At 61.8% G+C, this 18,897-nt stretch carries 17 protein-coding genes, 1 tRNA gene and 1 pseudogene; 11 read left to right on the forward strand and 8 right to left on the reverse strand.

What is annotated here, in order from left to right; translation table 11 throughout:
• Positions 1-301: 301 nt before the first annotated feature.
• Complete coding sequence (gene aroC, locus ACRHIG_RS15915; protein ID WP_489627035.1) at positions 302-1,396, forward strand: chorismate synthase; 1,095 nt, start codon at positions 302-304, stop codon at positions 1,394-1,396.
• 167 nt (positions 1,397-1,563) lie between these two features.
• Here the strand turns inward: aroC and ACRHIG_RS15920 are convergent, their stop codons facing one another.
• Both ACRHIG_RS15920 and ACRHIG_RS15925 read right to left on the reverse strand, forming a co-directional pair.
• Positions 1,564-3,060 (reverse strand): HDOD domain-containing protein, encoded by a 1,497-nt coding sequence (locus ACRHIG_RS15920; RefSeq protein ID WP_489627036.1) that lies wholly within the window; start codon positions 3,058-3,060, stop codon positions 1,564-1,566.
• Complete coding sequence (locus ACRHIG_RS15925; RefSeq protein ID WP_475416469.1) at positions 3,057-4,796, reverse strand: putative bifunctional diguanylate cyclase/phosphodiesterase; 1,740 nt, start codon at positions 4,794-4,796, stop codon at positions 3,057-3,059. The genes ACRHIG_RS15920 and ACRHIG_RS15925 overlap by 4 nt, the downstream gene beginning before the upstream one ends.
• A 396-nt stretch (positions 4,797-5,192) precedes the next feature.
• Here ACRHIG_RS15925 and ACRHIG_RS15930 point away from each other — a divergent pair.
• The 4 genes and pseudogenes from ACRHIG_RS15930 (at position 5,193) to ACRHIG_RS15945 (ending at position 8,557) form a co-directional block, all read left to right on the forward strand.
• A pseudogene (locus ACRHIG_RS15930) lies at positions 5,193-6,874 on the forward strand (isovaleryl-CoA dehydrogenase).
• 146 nt (positions 6,875-7,020) lie between these two features.
• Positions 7,021-7,671 carry a uracil phosphoribosyltransferase gene (gene upp / locus ACRHIG_RS15935; protein WP_326458529.1) on the forward strand — a complete coding sequence of 217 codons (651 nt, stop codon included), beginning with the start codon at positions 7,021-7,023 and terminating at the stop codon, positions 7,669-7,671.
• Between the two features lie 21 nt (positions 7,672-7,692).
• Positions 7,693-8,055, forward strand: coding sequence for an Hpt domain-containing protein (locus ACRHIG_RS15940; protein ID WP_489627037.1), 363 nt, complete (start codon positions 7,693-7,695; stop codon positions 8,053-8,055).
• A gap of 298 nt (positions 8,056-8,353) precedes the next feature.
• Complete coding sequence (locus tag ACRHIG_RS15945; RefSeq protein ID WP_010398811.1) at positions 8,354-8,557, forward strand: cold-shock protein; 204 nt, start codon at positions 8,354-8,356, stop codon at positions 8,555-8,557.
• Between the two features lie 229 nt (positions 8,558-8,786).
• Here the strand turns inward: ACRHIG_RS15945 and ACRHIG_RS15950 are convergent, their stop codons facing one another.
• Complete coding sequence (locus tag ACRHIG_RS15950) at positions 8,787-9,698, reverse strand: LysR family transcriptional regulator (protein WP_489627038.1); 912 nt, start codon at positions 9,696-9,698, stop codon at positions 8,787-8,789.
• A gap of 216 nt (positions 9,699-9,914) precedes the next feature.
• Here ACRHIG_RS15950 and aceB point away from each other — a divergent pair, with 216 nt between their 5' ends.
• The gene (gene aceB / locus ACRHIG_RS15955) at positions 9,915-11,513 is read left to right on the forward strand and encodes a malate synthase A (protein ID WP_475416473.1); all 1,599 of its coding nucleotides are present in this window, start codon (positions 9,915-9,917) and stop codon (positions 11,511-11,513) included.
• A 79-nt stretch (positions 11,514-11,592) separates the two neighbouring features.
• Here aceB and gloB read toward each other — a convergent pair whose 3' ends face one another.
• A complete protein-coding gene (gene gloB / locus ACRHIG_RS15960) occupies positions 11,593-12,402 on the reverse strand; it encodes a hydroxyacylglutathione hydrolase (RefSeq protein WP_489627039.1) in 810 nt (269 codons plus the stop codon).
• Between the two features lie 19 nt (positions 12,403-12,421).
• Between gloB and ACRHIG_RS15965 the strand changes: the two genes are divergently transcribed.
• The 5 genes from ACRHIG_RS15965 to ACRHIG_RS15985 all read left to right on the forward strand — a co-directional run bounded on the left by ACRHIG_RS15965 (position 12,422) and on the right by ACRHIG_RS15985 (position 15,712).
• Entirely contained in the window at positions 12,422-13,198 is a 777-nt protein-coding gene (locus ACRHIG_RS15965) for a class I SAM-dependent methyltransferase (RefSeq protein ID WP_475416475.1), read from the forward strand.
• Positions 13,191-13,640 (forward strand): ribonuclease HI, encoded by a 450-nt coding sequence (rnhA, locus tag ACRHIG_RS15970; protein WP_099375866.1) that lies wholly within the window; start codon positions 13,191-13,193, stop codon positions 13,638-13,640. Before ACRHIG_RS15965 ends, rnhA begins: the two co-directional genes overlap by 8 nt.
• 215 nt (positions 13,641-13,855) lie before the next feature.
• Positions 13,856-14,572 carry a DNA polymerase III subunit epsilon gene (dnaQ, locus tag ACRHIG_RS15975; protein ID WP_489627040.1) on the forward strand — a complete coding sequence of 239 codons (717 nt, stop codon included), beginning with the start codon at positions 13,856-13,858 and terminating at the stop codon, positions 14,570-14,572.
• An 81-nt stretch (positions 14,573-14,653) separates the two neighbouring features.
• Positions 14,654-14,728: transfer RNA gene (locus ACRHIG_RS15980), tRNA-Val, on the forward strand.
• A gap of 696 nt (positions 14,729-15,424) precedes the next feature.
• Positions 15,425-15,712: a hypothetical protein gene (locus ACRHIG_RS15985; RefSeq protein ID WP_489627041.1), complete on the forward strand. Its 288-nt coding sequence runs from the start codon at positions 15,425-15,427 to the stop codon at positions 15,710-15,712.
• A gap of 216 nt (positions 15,713-15,928) precedes the next feature.
• Here ACRHIG_RS15985 and ACRHIG_RS15990 read toward each other — a convergent pair whose 3' ends face one another.
• The 4 genes from ACRHIG_RS15990 to ACRHIG_RS16005 all read right to left on the reverse strand — a co-directional run bounded on the left by ACRHIG_RS15990 (position 15,929) and on the right by ACRHIG_RS16005 (position 18,874).
• Positions 15,929-17,107 (reverse strand): MFS transporter, encoded by a 1,179-nt coding sequence (locus tag ACRHIG_RS15990; protein WP_489627042.1) that lies wholly within the window; start codon positions 17,105-17,107, stop codon positions 15,929-15,931.
• 21 nt (positions 17,108-17,128) lie between these two features.
• The gene (locus tag ACRHIG_RS15995) at positions 17,129-17,482 is read right to left on the reverse strand and encodes a (R)-mandelonitrile lyase (protein WP_489627043.1); all 354 of its coding nucleotides are present in this window, start codon (positions 17,480-17,482) and stop codon (positions 17,129-17,131) included.
• Between the two features lie 167 nt (positions 17,483-17,649).
• Complete coding sequence (locus tag ACRHIG_RS16000) at positions 17,650-18,441, reverse strand: carboxymuconolactone decarboxylase family protein (RefSeq protein WP_489627044.1); 792 nt, start codon at positions 18,439-18,441, stop codon at positions 17,650-17,652.
• Positions 18,442-18,445: 4 nt separating this feature from the next.
• On the reverse strand, positions 18,446-18,874 hold the full coding sequence (locus tag ACRHIG_RS16005; protein WP_489627045.1) for a (R)-mandelonitrile lyase: 429 nt from the start codon (positions 18,872-18,874) through the stop codon (positions 18,446-18,448).
• Positions 18,875-18,897: the final 23 nt, after the last annotated feature.

Here is an 18,897-nt window from a genome sequence, read left to right on the forward strand (position 1 = left end):
CAGGTCGCATCGAAAATGTAGCACTCAGGTGCTGCCGAGGCTCGCACATTTTCTGATGGTCCATCGTCCAAGTATATAGCTATTTAATAAGCAAAATGTTTTTTTAAGTCTATTCTGTGGAGCAATATTTCCTGGATTGCATGATTGCAACTCATATTTGGTGTTTTTTATATGAAAAAATACACGGGATTTAAAAATGGCGAGACGGGTGGGGCAATATCGGGCCTCGCTGAGGCATTAGCGGCATGGCATGCCCCGCAGGCTGGTAGAATTGAGTTTTCCAGTTCTCACACTTCCTACTATGTCCGGCAATTCTTTTGGCAAGCTGTTTACTGTTACCACTTTCGGCGAATCGCACGGTCCGGCCATCGGCTGCGTGATCGATGGCTGTCCGCCGGGCCTGATCCTGTCGGAAGCCGATATCCAGCCCGAGCTGGACCGCCGCAAGCCCGGCACCTCGCGCCACGTGACGCAGCGCCAGGAATCCGATACGGTCGAGATTCTCTCCGGCGTGTACCAGGGCGTGACGACGGGCACGCCCATCGCGCTGCTGATCCGCAATGAAGACCAGCGCAGCAAGGATTACGGCAATATCGCGGAAAGCTTCCGCCCCGGCCATGCCGACTACACCTACTGGCATAAATACGGCGTGCGCGACCCGCGCGGCGGCGGGCGCTCCTCGGCGCGCCTGACGGCGCCCGTCGTGGGCGCGGCGGCGATCGCCAAGAAATGGCTGCAGCAGCAGTATGGCACCACGTTCAAGGGTTGCATGAGCCAGCTGGGCGACATTCCCGTGCCGTTCCAGTCGTGGGAACATGTGCATGCGAACCCGTTCTTTGCCGCCAGCGGCGACGCCGACCTGATCGCGCGCATGGAAGCGGCGATGGACCAGTTGCGCCGCGACGGCGATTCCATCGGCGCGCGCATCGACGTGATCGCGCAAAACGTGCCCGTCGGCCTGGGCCAGCCCATCTATGACAAGCTCGACGCCGACATCGCCTACGCCATGATGGGCATCAATGCCGTCAAGGGCGTGGAAATCGGCGCCGGCTTCGATTCGGTGGCGCAAAAGGGTTCCGAGCACGGCGACGAACTGACGCCGGAAGGTTTTGTCGGCAATAACGCCGGCGGCGTGCTTGGCGGCATTTCGACGGGGCAGGATATCAGCGTGTCGATCGCCATCAAGCCGACATCGTCGATCCGCACGCCGCGCCGCTCGATCGATAAAGAGGGCAATCCCGTGATGGTGGAAACGTTCGGCCGCCATGACCCGTGCGTGGGCATCCGCGCCACGCCGATCGCCGAAGCCATGCTGGCGCTGGTCCTGATCGACCACGCCTTGATGCACCGCGCGCAGTGCGGCGATGTGTCCGTTTCTACGCCGAAGTTGAAGTAAATTGAATGTTGTCGGATGACGGGCCTGCGGCCCTGATCCGACCTACGACCCATGCCATGGAATGCTGTCGGATGACGGGTTTGCGGCCCTGATCCGACCTGCGACCCATGCCATGTAGGTCGGATTAGCGCTTGCGCGTAATCCGACACCATTGTCGGCGCTTCCTGTCACGCCACCTTGTTCGCTACCAGCTCGAGCTGGTGCCGCATCTCCACCGACTGCACCAGCAACGCCCGGATATCGTTGATCAGGTTGAATTCCGTCTGGTTCAATTGGATCGGCGGGAAGCTGTCGTCCCAGTCGCCGTACAAGAATCCCGTGGGGTGGCCGTTGGCCGACAGTGGCAGCACGACGAAGCTGCGCGCTTCCGACAGCGTCGCTTTCCACCATTGCGGCAGTTTGGCGGCGAATTTCGGGTCGCGCGCATTGTCGATGAAGATCACGCGGTCGCTGTTGAGGGCCGCGTGGAATACGTTCGGTTCATACGCGTCGCCGAACACCATCAGGTCCTGCAGGTCGGCCATGCCGTCGCCCATGCTGATGCGCGCCGAATACAAATGATCCTTGTGGTTGCGCACGAAGGCCACCGAGCGTGAGAAATCGAAGCCCTGGTGCAGCGTTTCGAGCGCCATCGAGACCATCTGGCCCGGACTGGCGCTGCCGATGGCGCCGCGCAGGTCGGCCAGGCCGCCGATCAGGACGCGGTTACCCTCGGCGCGCATGCGCGTCGACGCCAGCTGGCGCGCGCGCCGTTCGGCCGGTTTCGACAGCGGCGCGATCGACAGGTCGGCCGCCGCCATGGCCTTGGCCTTGTCCACCGCGACCACCAGGTCCGTCGCCGCGATGCCCAGAGTGCCCGCATAGTCGTCGATCAGCGCGTGCACCTGCGCCGCGCCGGCCGCATCGTCGTGCCACAGCGAATCGGCGCAGCGCGCCGCCATGGTCGACAATCCCGCCATCCAGTCGGCGCCGCTGACGGGCGAGTCGTCCGGCGACGGGTCCATCGGACGCATGCCGTTGATCAGGTGCTGCGGCAAGCCCCAGTGGGCAGCCGTGGCATAGCCCACTTCCGGCAGCGACAAGCCGAGGATTTCGCGCGCGGCCGCCGCCTCGTTGCCGGGACCCGCATGCGCCTGCATGCGCGCCCAGAAGTCCGTCATGTAGAACGTCACCATCATGCGGCCCAGGGTGTGCAGCATCGAGCAGACGACGGCCTGCTCCGCCTGCAGGCTGCCGGCGCTGGTGGCCACCTGCTGCGCCACCATCCCGGCCAGCACGGCCTTTTCCATTTCTACGTGGGCGCTGACGGAATCGGGCGACGCCTGCGACAGTTCCTCGATCAGTTTCAGGCCCAGCGCCAGATGGCCGATGGCGTCGATGCCGAGCACCAGCACGGCCTTCGAGACCGTGTTGACGCGCTGGCCGAAGGCCGAGTACATGCCGCTGTTGGCCAGCCGCAGCACCTTGTGCGTGAGGACAGGGTCGGACAGCACCGTTTGCGTGATGTCGAATTCGTGGTCATCCTCGCCGCGCATGGCGCCCAGGATGGCACTGATGGCTTTCGCGAAGCCGGGCATGTCGCCCTGCTGTCGCGTGCGGGCCCACAGCAGTTCCAGAGTGTTTTTGCCGAGCTGTGTCGGCACCGTGAAATGACCTGGATTCATTGCACACCTCCGCGCAACTCATTGGCAGACGGCGTGGGCACCAGCGCCGCATAGGTTTTGTCGCTCAAGGCCGACAGCGCGGCATGGGCCGGCATCGGTTTTCCCGTCAGGTAGCCTTGCACATACTGGCAGCCGCGCGACTCCATGAAGTGCATCTGCTCCTCGGTTTCCACGCCCTCGGCCACGACGGACAGATTCAAATGCTTGGCCAGGTCGAGAATGGTGTTGCAGATGGCCGCATCCTTGCCCGATTCGGGCAAGTCCTTGATGAAGGTGCGGTCGATCTTCAGTACGGAGATGGGGAAACGCTTCAGATACGCGAGCGACGAGTAGCCGGTACCGAAATCGTCGATGGCGATGCGCGCGCGGCGCTCCGTCATCTTGACGAGGATGGTTTCCGCATGCACGGGGTCGATCATCAGCGTGCCTTCCGTAATTTCCAGCACCAGGTGTTCGCCGGAGAGTCCGGAAAAGGCGATGGCGTCATCGAGCACGTCGAGGAATTTGTCGTTGCGGAACTGGCGCGGGCTGATGTTGACGGAGATGTACAGCGGCCGCCTGGCCACTTCCTGGAACTGCTTGAGCTGCACGCAGGCCGCCTTCAGCGCCCAGGCGCCCAGCAGGTTGATCAGGCCATTCGCCTCGGCGATCGGGATGAAGCGCACGGGAGGCACCAGGCCCAGGGTTGGATGCTTCCAGCGCATCAGGGTTTCGAAACCCTGGATTTGCCGCGTGTGCGCATCGACGATGGGCTGGTAAAACAGCAGAAATTCGCCTTCGCGCACGGCGTGGAACATGGCCGCTTCCAGCGAGATATCGTGTTCCGACGGGCCGTTCAGACGGGGGCTGTAGACCAGGCAGCGGGCCTTGCCCGTTTCCTTTGCGCGCGACATGGCCGCATCGGCCAGCGCCACCAGGCGCACTTCGTCTTCCGCATGCAGCGGATAGATCGATACGCCGACGGAGGCCCCCACGTAGATCGTGTGGCCATCGACTTCGAACGGCGCCTGCAGGGTGGCCAGCAGGCGGCCCGTCACCAGCTTGATCTGGGCGTCGGTGGCGCTGCCGGGCAGCACGGCGACGAATTCGTCGCCGCCCACGCGCGCCAGGGTGTCGCTGTCGCGCAGGGTCTTGCGCAGGCGCGCCGCGGCCAGGCGCAGCACGGCGTCGCCGACGGGGTGGCCCAGGCCATCGTTGACCTTTTTAAAGCCATCGAGGCCGATGGTGGCGACGGAAAAGCCCTGGCCCGAACGGGCTGCCTGGGCGATGACCATGCGGATGCGGTCCGACAGCAGCAGGCGGTTCGGCAAGCCGGTCAGCGCATCGTGCGTGGCCATGTGGCGCAGGCGTTCTTCCGTATTGTGCTGTGCCGACGTGTCGCGCCCGACCACCAGCAATTCGGCCACGCCGGCCGCGTTCATATAAGACGACAGGCGCAGCTCGAACCAGATTTCCTGGTCCGGCGTTTGCAGGCGCACTTCCAGGCGGCCCGGTTCTTCCAGGGCGTCTTCCAGCGCCGCCTGCAGCGCCGCGCGCGACGCTTCCGTGGCCAGCGGCAGCAGCAAATGGCCGGACAGGCCCGATGGCGCGCCAAACAGCGTGGCCGCGCGCTTGCTGGCGAACAGGATCAGGCCGTCCATATCGAGCCGGAACACGACGTCGCCTGCCTCTTCCATGAGGTTGTCCAACTCGTGGCGGGCCTCGCGGTGGGCGGCGGATGGGGTACTGGAAAACATCGTGCTGGCTTTTACCTTTTTGTTATCAGTGCCGGCGCTCGCTGCAGGGCGGGCGCCAACGGAAAGAGTGCGTCGTGCGTGACGCGCGCCATAGGGGCCGGAAGGGCGGCTATCGGAACGCGATCCACACGAAATGTATCATTGAAAAGCATTCGATTACATGAAATAGAGCAACATTGCTTCAGGTTTTGTAAATATTCCTGCCTTCCATGAAAAAAATCATGCTACGCGACACACACAGGTATTTTCATCCCACGTAGAAACATTTATCTGCGCTTGCTTCCACTGGCGCGCTTGCCCCGCCATGCGCTTTGCGCTAGTCTGGCTGGCAGACGGCGTTGACGGCGCGTCCGCTGCGGGCAAGGGCGCCATGATAACAAATCGCGGGAGACCCCCATGAATGCTTTTGACACGCATGAAGTTTTCAACCAGGCCACGCCGTTTGAAAACGTCAACCTGTTCGCCTGCGACCCGGCGCTGATCGAGGCGCTGTTGCGCGAGGGCGGCGGCGCGGCGCGGCAGGAACTCGACGCGCTGGGCGACAGGCTGGGCCGCGCCGAGACGTATGCGCTGGCGCGCCTGGCCAATATCCACACGCCCGAGCTGCAGCAGTTCGACCGGGCCGGGCGGCGCATCGACGAAGTACAGTTCCATCCGGCCTGGCATGAACTGATGGCCATCCTCGTGGGCGCGGGCGCGCACGCGTCGCCCTGGGCGTCGCCCGGCCCCGGTGCCCAGGTGGCGCGCGCGGCCGCCTATCTATTGGTGGGGCAGGTGGAAAACGGCACGCAGTGTCCCGTGACGATGACGTATGCCTCGGTGCCGGCCTTGCGCCAGGCGCTTGATCTGCCGCAAATCGCCGCGCGCTGGCTGCCGAAGATCCTCTCGCGCGAGTATGATCCCCGCTCCTTGCCCGTGGAACAGAAGCGGGGCGCCCTGGTCGGCATGGGCATGACGGAGAAGCAGGGCGGCTCCGACGTGCGCAGCAATACCACGCGCGCCACCCCCGTGCCGCAGGATGAGGCGCGGGCCATGTTCGGCGAAGAGGCCGGCGCCGCCTGGCGCATCGTCGGCCACAAATGGTTTTTTCGGCGCCGCAGTGCGACGCCCATCTGATCCTGGCGCAGGCGGACGAGGGCGGCTTGTCGTGCTTCTTCCTGCCCCGCTACCTGCCCGACGGCAGCCGCAACGCCATCCGCGTGCAGCGCCTGAAGGATAAATTGGGCAACCGCTCGAATGCCTCGTCGGAAGTGGAATTTACCAATGCCTACGGCTGGCTCGTGGGGCAGCCGGGGCGGGGCATTCCCACCATCCTGGAAATGGCCAGCCACACGCGCCTCGATTGCGTGCTGGGCAGCGCCGGCATCATGCGCGCCGCCTTGACGCAGGCGCTGCACCATGCGCGCCAGCGGGCCGTGTTCGGCAAGCCGCTGGCCGAGCAGCCACTGATGCAAAACGTGCTGGCCGACCTGGCGCTCGAATCCGAGGCCGCCACGGCGTTTGCGCTGCGCCTGGCCCGCTGTTTCGATGAAAAGGACGATGCGCAGCAGGCGATGCTGGCACGCGTGCTCACGCCGGCCGGCAAGTACTGGATCTGCAAGCGGGGGCCAGGCTTCGGCGCGGAAGCCATGGAAGTGCTGGGCGGCACCGGCTACGTGGAAGAGGCGCCGCTGGCGCGCCTGTACCGCGAGTTTCCCGTCAACTCGATCTGGGAAGGCTCGGGCAATGTCATGTGCCTCGACGTCTTGCGCGCCTTCGGCAAGTCGCCGGCCGCGCGCGACGCCCTGGCGGCCGAGCTGGCGCTGGCCGGCGATGATCACGCCGACTTTGCAGATTACCGCGCGCGCCTGCTGGCCGACCTGGACGGGCCGCAGACGGACGAATTTGGCGCGAGGCAACTCTCCGAGCGCATCGTGCTGGCCGTGCAGGCGGCCTTGCTGCTGCGCCATGCGCCGCCGTTCGTCGCGCAAGCCTTCCTGCAGTCGCGCCTGCTGCAGGCGCCGGGCGGGGCGTATGGCCGCTTGCCGGCCGGCACCGATTGCGCGGCTATCCTGGCGCGCGCGCTGCGCGAGTCTTGACGGATGCGATCCGCAATTATTTCAAAATTCCGGCCACAGGCGGGCTGTGGGCTGGGATAATGCTGCAATCCATGATTTTATCGACACACGGCGCGCTTGCGGTGCATGCCTGCCGCCGCGCCAGAGAGTAGAGAAAGAAAAACAATATGAAACAAGATCCACGCTTCCCGAATTTGTTCATTACCGATCATCCCTTGATCCAGCACAAATTGAGCCACATGCGCGAGCACGACACGTCAACGCGTACCTTCCGCGAATTGCTCAAGGAAATTACTTTGCTGATGGGCTATGAAATCACGCGCGACCTGCCGCTGACGACGCGCGAAATCAGGACCCCGCTCGTCACCATCGATGCGCCCGTCATCGCCGGCAAGAAACTGGCCATTGTGCCCATCTTGCGCGCCGGCATCGGCATGAGCGATGGCTTGCTGAACCTGGTGCCATCGGCCAGGGTCGGCCATATCGGCGTGTACCGCGATCCCGCCACCCACATGCCGGTGGAATACCTGGTGCGCCTGCCGGACTTGAACGAGCGCACCTTCATCCTGTGCGATCCGATGGTGGCGACCGGCAATTCGGCCGTGTACGCCGTCGACGTGCTGAAGAAGCGCGGCGTGACGGACGAGCAGATCATCTTCCTGGCCCTGGTGGCGGCGCCGGAAGGCGTGACCGTGTTCCAGAACGCGCACCCGAACGTCAAGATGTTCTGCGCCTCGCTCGATTCGCACCTGGATGACCACGCCTACATCGTGCCGGGCCTGGGCGATGCCGGCGACCGCATCTTCGGCACCAAGTAAGCCATTCAGACGAGTATTGCGATGGCAACCTTGATCGACCCGGATTTCCGCGCGCGTTTGCGCGCCCTGAACGAAAAATATGCGGCCAGCGTGCCGGCCCTGATGCAGGCGATCGCGCAGGCAAGCGGCCGCTGCGACAGCGAAGGCCCCCGCCTGGAACCGTTGACGCAGTTGCACCGCGCGCTGCACGCGGTGGCCGGCTCGGCCGCCACCTTCGGTTTTGCCGCGCTGGGGCAGGAATGCCGGCGCATCGAACAGCTGGTGCGCACCATGCTCAATGCTCCCGCGCAAGCGGTGACGGAATGGCCCGCCGTGCGGGCGCAGGTGGTGGTGCTACTGGATTGGGCGGGACGCGATGCGGCCGCCACCCAGTTCACCGCATAAGCGACAACGCTATAGAGATGTGGTTGCAATGATTCATTTGATGCAACGCAAAGCACCCGCGTCGCAGATTAGGATATAGTGTATCCATGCCGCTGGTACAGGGCGCCGCAAGACGGGGATTTGGCTATTAAAGTAGTGTTCGCAAGTTTATTTTGCGAAAGAATGGTTTTTCTCAGTTTTGTTGGTATAATTGGGCATCGTTGGATTCGAGGTAGTAGTGCAGTTTGTCTGTCATTTCTTTCTTGCTTCAAACGATATAACGGGCGCAAGCCCAACTTAACTGAAATAGGAAATTGTAATGGCAACTGGCATCGTAAAATGGTTCAATGATTCGAAGGGTTTCGGCTTTATTACCCCTGACGAAGGCGGCGAAGATCTGTTCGCTCACTTCTCGGCTATCCAGTCGAACGGCTTCAAGTCCCTGCAAGAGAACCAACGCGTTTCTTTTGAAGTGACCGCTGGCCCTAAAGGCAAGCAAGCTTCGAACATTCAGCCAATCTAATACGCTGGATCAAACGAAATAAAGAAATCCTCGGTCTCCGAGGATTTTTTTCGCCTGAATTTCCGTAAAGCATGGGATTTGCGTGGGCTGCGCGCTCTTTTCGGCGTGTTTGCGTCGTCGTGTAGGTCGGCTTGGCGCAGCGTAAGCCGACACCAGCCCATACATTTTGCCAACACCACCAGGGTCGGCTTACGCGCAAGCTACGCTCTACGATTCCGTCCGGCAGTGACTAGATTGTTCTTTCGCGCCAGTAATCTGGTTGCGCATAGCTATGCCGTAAAAAATCCACAAACGCCCGTATGCGCAGCGGCAGATGGCGGCGCTGGGCGAACACGGCATAGATGTCATTGCCCGGCGCGGCGAACTGGTCCAGCACCGTCACCAATTGGCCCGATTCGATCTCCGCACCGACTTCCCACATCGAGCGCCACGCCAGGCCCTTGCCGGCCAAGGCCCAGTCGTGCAGCACTTCGCCATCGTTGCACACCATGTTTCCCGCCACTTTTAAAATCACATTCTTGCCGTTTTCGCGGAAGGTCCAGCCCCGCTGGCTGCCTTCGCTGCTGATGGCCAGGCAATTGTGCTTGGCCAGGTCGGCCGGGATGCGCGGCGTGCCCGCCCGTTTCAGATAGGCGGGCGAGCCGACCAGCACGCGCTGGTTGTCCGCCAGCTTGGTGCTCACCAGCGAGGAATCGGACAGGCTGGCGATACGGATGGCCACGTCGATGCCTTCGCCGATCAGGTCGACCAGGCGGTCGTTCAGGTTCAGCGACACCGTCACGTCGCGGTGCTCGGCCACGAAAGAGGGGATCAAGGGCGCCACGTGCTGGCGCCCGAAGCCGGCCGGCGCGGAAATGAGCAGATGGCCGCTGGCCTTCACGCTGCGCTCGGCCACGGCCGCTTCCGCCTCTTCCAGTTCACCGAGGATGCGCTGGCAATCCTCCAGGAAGGCGGCGCCTTCATTCGTCAAGGCCAGCTTGCGCGTCGTCCGCTGCAGCAATTTCACGCCGAGGCGCTGCTCCAGCGCATCGAGGCGCCGGCCTATCATGGCCGGGGCGATGCCTTCCGCGCGTGCGGCGGCCGACAGGCTGCCCTTGGCCACCACTTCCACGAAGGTCGATATTTGTCTGAACTGGCCCATATGCTGTGCTCGCTATCTCGTCACTTGTGATAAAAACGCATAGATGAAGTGATTTTTAATCTCGTTTCCATGCCTTATAGTGCAATACTATAGAACAAACGCGCCGCCTGGCAGAGTGTTTTTGCACCTCTGTCCAGCTTGCCCATGCAGTCCTTGCGCTTATACTTGGATCATCAGATTACTTTTGCTTATATTTATTCAAAACCGGAGAACTTCATGACGCAGAACACGATCGCACTTCCAGAAGGCATGCAAATCACGGGTGACATCCAGCCCGGCTACGAACAGATTTTGACGCCGGCAGCGCTGGCGCTGGTGGCCAAGCTGACGCGTGCATTCGAACCGCGCCGCCAGCAATTGCTGGCTGTGCGCGTGGAGCGGGCCAAGCGCCTCGACGCGGGCGAGCGTCCTGATTTCCTGCCAGAAACCGCGCACATCCGCGACGGCGACTGGAAGATCGCGCCGATCCCGAAGGCGCTGGAATGCCGCCGCGTGGAAATCACCGGTCCCGTCGAGCGCAAGATGGTCATCAACGCGTTCAATTCCGGCGCGGACAGCTACATGACGGACTTCGAGGATTCGAACACGCCGAACTGGGATAACCAGATCACGGGCCAGATCAATATGTTCGACGCCGTGCGCAAGACGATTTCGCTGGAGCAAAATGGCAAGTCGTACAAGCTGAACGACAAGATCGCCACCCTCGTCGTGCGTCCGCGCGGCTGGCACCTCGATGAAAAGCACGTGCTGGTCGACGGCAAGCGCATTTCCGGCGGTATTTTCGATTTCGCCCTGTTCATGTTCCATAACGCCAAGGAACAGCTGGCGCGCGGCGCCGGCCCGTATTTCTACCTGCCGAAGATGGAATCGCACCTGGAAGCGCGCCTGTGGAACGACATCTTCGTCATGACGCAAAACGAACTGGGCTTACCGCAAGGCACGATCAAGGCGACCGTGCTGATCGAAACCATCCTCGCCGCCTTCGAGATGGATGAAATCCTGTACGAACTGAAGGAGCACAGCTCGGGCTTGAACGCGGGCCGCTGGGATTACATCTTTTCGTGCATCAAGAAATTCAAGCTGGACAAGGATTTCTGCCTGGCCGACCGCGCCAAGGTTACGATGACGGCGCCATTCATGCGCGCCTACGCCTTGCTGTTGCTGAAAACCTGCCACAAACGCGGTGCGCCAGCGATCGGCGGCATGGCAGCTTTGATCCCGATCAAGAACGATCCGGAAAAGAATGACATCGCCATGGGCGGCGTGCGCAACGACAAGGCGCGCGACGCCACCGACGGCTACGACGGCGGCTGGGTCGCCCACCCGGGCCTGGTCGAACTGGCCATGGGCGAGTTCACCAAAGTGTTGGGCGACAAGCCGAACCAGATCGACAAGCAGCGTCCCGACATCGATGTGAAGGCGTCGGATCTGCTGAACTTCCAGCCGGAAGCGCCGATCACGGAAGCGGGCTTGCGTTACAACATCAACGTGGGCATCCACTACCTGGGCAGCTGGCTGGCCGGCAATGGTTGCGTGCCCATCCACAACCTGATGGAAGACGCGGCCACGGCCGAGATCAGCCGCTCGCAAGTGTGGCAGTGGATCCGTTCCAGCAAGGGCGTGCTGGAAGATGGCCGCAAGGTGACGGCCGAGATGGTGCGCGCCATGATTCCGGAAGAGCTGGCCAAGGTGCAGCGCGATGCGCCAGGCGGCAACGGCCCGACCTATGTGCGCGCCGGCCAAATCTTCGAGGAAATGTCGACGTCGGAATCGTTCGCCGAATTCCTGACCTTGCCGCTGTACGAAGAAATCTGATCCTGATCAAATAACCGCATAAAAAAATCCCGGCGATGCCATCAGCATCTGCCGGGATTTTTATTGCGGAAGGATAAGCTTAAAAATTATTCTTCCACATCCGCAAGGCCGCAAATGCTTCCACGGGCGAAGCGTCGCTGGCCAGCTTGCCTTCCACCTTCAGGCTGGTCAAGATCGCCGGTTCGCGGTAGCGCAGGAAGGGGTTCGTCGCTTTCTCAAGAGCAATGGTCGACGGCACGGTCGATAGACCTTGCTGGCGCTTCTCCGTGTCGATGGCGATGCGTTCCTGCAAGGCCACGTTGCCCGGCTCGACGGCGTTGGCGAAGCGCAGATTGGACAAGGTGTACTCATGCGCGCAAAATACCTCGGTATCGTCGGGCAGGGCGGCCAGCTTGCCCAGCGAATCGGCCATCTGGCCCGGCGTGCCTTCGAACAGGCGGCCGCAGCCGCCGGCAAACAGGGTGTCGCCGGAAAACAGCCACGGCGCGCCGCTGCGCTCGTCGCGCTGGCGCACATAGGCGATATGCCCCTTGGTATGGCCGGGCACGTCGATGACCGTCAGCGGCAGGCCCAGCTCGGCCACGTAGGCGACAACGCCTTCGCCAAGCGGTTCCGTGATGGCTGTGATAGCCTCATTGCGCGGGCCGAAGACGGGCACGGCGAAATGCTGCAACAATTCAGGTACGCCACCCGTGTGGTCGGCGTGGTGATGCGTGAGTAAAATGGCGGACAAGGTCAACTGATGGGCTTGCAGCGCATCGAGGATGGCCATCGCATCGCCGGGGTCGACCACGGCGGCGTGGCGGCCGTCATGGATCAGCCACAGGTAATTGTCGGCGAAGGCGGGCACGGCAAGTACCGATAAAGCGTGTTCAGGGGAGTGTGTCATGAGCAAAAGAGAAAACTGAATGGACAGTGCGGCATCCGAAAAATCCATTATAGCGCTTGACGGCTGGTTGCAGACCCCGGCCGGTCTCTACGTGCGCGCCTGGGAGCAGCAATGCCTCGACAGCCTGACCGTGGATATCTTCGGCTTTAACGCCGTGCAGATCGGCTTGCCGCAGCTCGATGCGCTGGCCGCCAACCGCATGCCGAACAAATGGCTGCTCGATGCGCGCCTGCCGTCGCAATCGCCGCAGGGCAGCCGACTGACCCTCGTGTCGGCCTTCGACGAGCTGCCGTTCGACTCGCAAAGCCTGGACCTGGTGGTCTTGCCGCACGTGCTCGAATTTGCTGCCGAGCCGCACCAGGTCTTGCGCGAAGTCGAACGCGTGCTGATCCCGGAAGGGCGCGTGATCGTCTGCGGCTTCAATCCGGCCAGCCTGTGGGGCATGCGCCAGGGGCTGGGACGCATCACGGGACGCCGCTATCTGCCGCAGGCGGGCGAGCTGATCTCTATGCCGCGCATGAAAGACTGGTTAAAATTGCTGAACATGGGCGTCAGCCAAAGCCACTTCGGCTGTTACGCACCTGCCTGCCGGACAGAAAAATGGCTGCGCCGCAACGCCTTCATGGACAAGGCGGGCGCGCGCTGGTGGCCATATCTGGGCGCAGTGTATATAGTGCAGGCGATCAAGCGCGTCAAAGGGATGCGTTTGATCGGTCCGGCGTGGACCAAAAAACCGGCGACGGCGCCCGCAGGCGCACCGGTCACGAATAAAAGGCGGGAACAGCAAGATGGATAAGGTAGAAACGAAGGTTGAGATTTATGCCGATGGCGCATGCAAGGGCAATCCCGGCACGGGCGGCTGGGGCGCACTGATGGTGGCCGATGGCGCCAAGAAAGAAATTTACGGTGGGGAACTGAATACGACGAATAACCGCATGGAATTGAAGGCCGTGATCGAAGCCTTGACGGCGCTCAAACGTCCCTGCCAGGTGGTGATGTATACCGATAGCCAGTATGTCCAGAAGGGCATCAGCGAATGGATCCACGGCTGGAAGGCGCGCGGCTGGAAAACGGCGGCCAAGGCGCCCGTGAAAAACGTCGACCTGTGGCAGGCGCTCGACGCTGCCCAGGCCGTGCACGAAGTGGAGTGGCGCTGGGTGCGCGGCCACAACGGCCATCCGGGCAATGAGCGGGCCGATCAGCTGGCCAACCTGGGCGTGGAAACCGTGCGCGCCTAAGAACGCCCAACCAAACCTACTGCGCGTCGCGCTTTGCGGCCTGTGATGCTCACCGGCTCGGCGCCCCCGTACCAAGTACGGTTGCGCTTCTCGGCCACAAATCACTGCCGCTCGCTACGGTTTTGTTGGGCGTTCGAACATGTCTGGGTGCGATTGCAGCACACAGGTTTGCTATACTGTGCCCTTCGCTTTTTGCTTTTACGAATGAATCCGCCATGCGTCAAATTGTTCTCGATACTGAAACCACCGGCCTGAACCCGCGCACGGGCGACCGCATCCTGGAGATCGGGGCGGTCGAACTGAACAACCGCATGTTGACGGGGAATAATTTCCACCATTACATCAATCCCGAGCGCGATTCGGAAGAGGGCGCGCTGGCCGTCCACGGATTGACGACGGAATTCCTCAGCGACAAGCCGAAATTCGCGGAAATCGCCGACGAATTCCGCGCCTACATCGCCGGCGCCGAACTGATCATCCACAACGCCCCCTTCGATATCGGCTTCCTCAACGCGGAATTCAAGCGCCTGAATCTGCCGCCCGTGCACGAGCAAGTCGCCGGCGTGATCGATACCCTTGTGCAGGCGAAGGAAATGCATCCGGGCAAGCGCAACTCGCTTGACGCCCTGTGTGACCGCTACGGCGTCTCGAACGCCCACCGCAAGCTGCACGGCGCGCTGCTCGACTCCGAATTGCTGGCCGACGTCTACCTGGCCATGACGCGCGGGCAAAACAGCCTGAGCATGGAAGAAGAAGTGGAAGTGGCCGCCGACGGCGCCGTGCTGGAAATCGTGCCCTTGGCCGAAGTCATCTTCCAGAGCGCCACAGCCGACGAGCTCGCCGCCCACGCCGCCACCATCGCCGGCCTCGACAAGGCCGCCAAGGGCCAGTGCATCTGGACCGCCGTCACGGCCCCACCAGCGGCCGCCTGAGAAAAAAGTGGGCCATGACAAATTTCCTCTTGCCAGCCCTTGCAGATGCCGCAACACCTATGCGATAATTCGCCTCGCTTCGGGAGGTTAGCTCAGGGGTAGAGCACTGCATTCACACTGCAGGGGTCGCAAGTTCGAAACTTGCACTTCCCACCAAATTTTCGTTTGTATTCAATGGCTTAGGATTTCATATCTTGTCTGAATAGGAACTTGGGGCAAACTCGGGGCAATGGAATTTCCGTCCATTGCCCAGCCCCAAACGATACGGCCGTTTCCTGCGGCCGTTTTCACATCTAGCTGGTTTCAAGCGCCTATCCAACCTCCCCTTGCTCTCAAAGCAACAAGTTCGTACACTAAGCCATGCAGGTCGTCCGCTATCGGCTGCGGACTCAATCGTTCAACGCAACACTTTAACTTAAATGCATCGTTGTAGAGTGGAAATGATGCAAAAGAGCACTCGAATTGATTGCTCCGCAACCCGCAAATCCAGGGATTAACGCTGCAAGAGGTTTTGCCACGGAAGAGTTCATGGTGGAATCCACCGAAGCTCAAGCAACTATGGCTTCAGCGCGGCAAGAGTCCCTATAGGGCAGGGGATTGGCAGGTCGGCCTCGATCTCGTCGTTGGATCAGGCGGCTACGAGATCGCACACCAAGTGCCTGGCAGGACGCCCGGGCCCCAACACGATCCATCGGGATCTCATTTCCCAAGAAATATGGATCCAGGGTTGCCGCGAAGTTCCTCATCATTCACGCGACAATTCAAAAAAGGCAATATTTCCAGGTGTATTTTTACACTGGATAACATTTTTTTGTTATGATTATTGCACTATTTTCGCTTGCTGGAGCCATTATGAAACATCAACAATATGATGTCGACTTGCTGATAGCAGTCGTAACATCAACATTTCCAAACGCTACCCAAAGAGTGCTCGAAGAAGTTGTTAATGCCCTGAATGCGCTTTCAGCTCCCACTGAAAGTGATGCTTGGAAAGAATTAGGTAATCGTTTCTTCGACAGTGCTAAGGAAGCACGGGAAAATTCCGAGGCGTTCACCTATTGCCTGTTTGGTGGAGTCTGCCTGGGACGCTCTGTTGACTTGGCCCGTGCTAAAAATGTGGCAGCGGGTGGTCAACACTAAGGCAAAGACATTATTGCCGATAGGCTGTACCGGTTATGCCGCGGCAAGATCATCGCTACCAGCGCCGCCAAATACAGCACAGCTCGAACTGAGGCCTAGCCGGCAGAGCGCGAGGCGTCGAGCGCTCGCTGCAAGTGGTAGCGCGGCAGGCAGCAGTCGCAGTCATTGAATCGGGGCTATTCGGCACGCGGCCTTTGGTGACCAGCACGTTGTGGCTTATTTCGCGGCAAGCACCGGCGCTGGGATCTGCCTCAGCATCAAGTTGCGGATAAGGATGGACGCGAAGGTCAGCGCCAGGAAGACCAGGCCACCCAAGATGATCGACCGGATACCCATGCCAGCAATGAACATGCCGCCGATCGTGGTACCCAGAGTGATCCCGATATTGCCGAAGGACAGAAACAGGCCCGTCGCCAGTTCGGGGCTGTCGGGTAGAGCCGAGGCGATCCAGTATTGCTGGAAATTGTTCCCGGCGCCGTAGACCAGCCCCCAGAGGCAGGCCAACACGAGCATCGTCAAGGTGGAGGCTCCGACGAAATACAGGGCGATATAGATGACGCCCAGCACGAACGGGAAGAGAAACACGGCCCGCAGCGGGTTCGTGCTCAGTAGCCGGCCCGCCACAGGATTGCCGCAGATGCTGGCCAGGCCGAACAGCAGCAGGGTGAGGCTCAGCGTGTGTGGCGCCAGCTGCGCGACGTTTTTCAGATAGTCGGCCACGTAGCTGTACACGCTGGCCATCGAGGCAGCGATCAAGGCCACGGTAGCCAGGGAAATCCACGTCAGGCCGCTACGCAGCAGGTTCAGCTGCGTGCCGTAGGCAACCCTGGAGCCCACCGGCATCGACGGCATGGCCAGCAGGGTGAGCATGAAAGCGACCGCATTGACGGCGGCGAAGAATAGCATGACGGCGGAAAACGAGGTCGCGCCTGCGATCAAGCTGCTTATCGGCACCCCGAATACCATGCCAGCCGAGACACCCATCATGATCCTGGCCACAGCCTTGGAAGCGTCGCGCGGGCCTGCCGTTTCTGCAGCGATGGTGAAGGCCAGAGTGCAATAGACGGGGTGGCATAGCGCGGGAATCAGGCGCGCCAGAAGCAGCACGGTGAAATTGTTTGTCACCATGCAGACCAGGTTGCTGAGTACGAAAATACCTTGCACCCCTAACATGGCTGTTTTCCGGTTGACGCCGGAGAACAGCAGCGGCATGACCGGTCCCGCCAGCGCCACGCCCAGCGCGAAGATACTCACCAGCCATCCCGCCTGCGTCACGCTGACGTGAAAGGTGTCCGCGATCAGCGGCAGGATGCCGACTACGCCCAGTTCCGTGGTAAGGATGCCAAAAATACCAAAGCTGAGTTTCCAGACCGGCGCCTTGTTTTGATTTTCCATAGTTCACATATCATGTAAGAATTAATATCGGCCTACCTGCGGCATGCTGGCACCGTACTGTGCGTCGCTGACCTGCTCCATCCAGACGACGTTGTTGCCATCGGCAGTGCCGGTCAGCGCCAGATGGGTCATGGGCGCCGATGGCGTGGCGCCGTGCCAGTGCTTGACGCCGGGAGCGCACCACAGCACGTCACCGGGCCGCAGCTCGATCACCGGTCCGCCCCACGCTTGGGTCCGGGCGGTGCCGGCCACGATCACCAGGCGCTGGCCGGTGGGGTGGGTATGCCAGGCCGACCGCGCGCCCGGCTCGAATGTGACGAAACCGCCGGTGAGCGGTGCCTCTCGGGTCGGCTCAAACAGGGGCGTGATGCGCACCCGGCCCGTAAAAAGCGTGCCGGCGCGTCGATGGTCGGACGCGTTGCTGCTGGTGAAATCTCCTGCTGCAGCGCTTGCGCGCTGGCGGCGAGTGGCGCGTACAGCAAGGCGGAGACAAGCAGGGCGACACTGGCGGGGAGGTGAAATGGCATGCGCTTTCCTTTCTGTTAATGGGAATACTGCGCGAACACTTGCTTGACGGCGGGCAGTGCCGAAAAGACGCTGGGCCAGCCAGCGTAGAACGCCATCTGGGTCATCGCCTCTGACGCCTGCTCTTGCGTCAAGCCGTTGTCCAACGCGCGGTTCAGGTGGTAGCTCAATTGCGCCACCTGACCGTTGGCGACCAGCGCGCTGACCGTCACCAGGCTGCGGTCGCGCGGCGCCAGGCCTGGACGCCGCCACAGGTCGTGGAATAACACGTCGGTGGTGTATTCCACCACGCCCGGCGCCGTGGCACCGACGCTCTGCAGCACGGCGGCCTCGCGCTGCGCCTCGCTTTCCAGGTCGAGCGGCAGTAGTTCGGGCCGGGCCGGCGGCAGTTGCGCCGGCCCGACGCCGCGCTGTGCGAACACTTGGCTGGCCGCCGTCACGGCGGCTGTGGCATTGCCCCAGCCGCAGTAAAAGGCCAGATGGGTGATGATTTCGGAGACTTCGCCTGGCGTGACACCATTATCGAGCGCCAGGTCCAGCTGATAGGGCAAGTCGATGGACTGGTTGCGGGCAATCAGCACGGCCAGCGTGACGACGCTGCGGTCCCGTGGCGACAACTGCGGGCGCGCCCATAGCCCACCATGCACGGTGTCCGTGGTGTAGCGGGCCAGGCCCGGCGACACTGCCTGCATGTCCTCCAGCGTGGTCGCGTGCCGGGCGCCAAACGCCGTTGTGTGCTGCGGCATGGAGGCGCAGGCACCCAGGCTCAGACAGGCCGCGATGGCAGGTGTTGCGTAGGATTTCATCATGCGATTAGCGGGCATGGTCGGCGCACTCGACAGGCAGGCCGACGGCATATTCCGCGTCCGTGACTTTCTCCAGCCAGACCACCGCTACGCCGTCGAGTGCTTCCTGCACCGCGATATGCGTCATGGGCGTGGTCGGCGTGGCGCCATGCCAGTGCTTGTGGCCAGGCGGACACCAGACCACGTCGCCAGCCTGGATCTGCACGATCGGCCCGCCTTCGCACTGGGTCCAGCCGCAACCGGCCGTAACGATCAGCGTCTGGCCCAGCGGATGGGTGTGCCACGCAGAGCGGGCGCCAGGCTCGAAGGTCACATTGCCGCACGAGGTACGGGCGGGCGCCGCCGGGTTACTCAACATTTGTACACGTACCTGGCCAGTAAAACAGGCCTCGGGACCCGCGACCGTGAGAAGCGTTGCTGCACGTTTCAGTTCCATGGAGTGTCCTCTATAAATGAGTC

Source organism: Janthinobacterium sp. C22 (assembly GCF_057919405.1).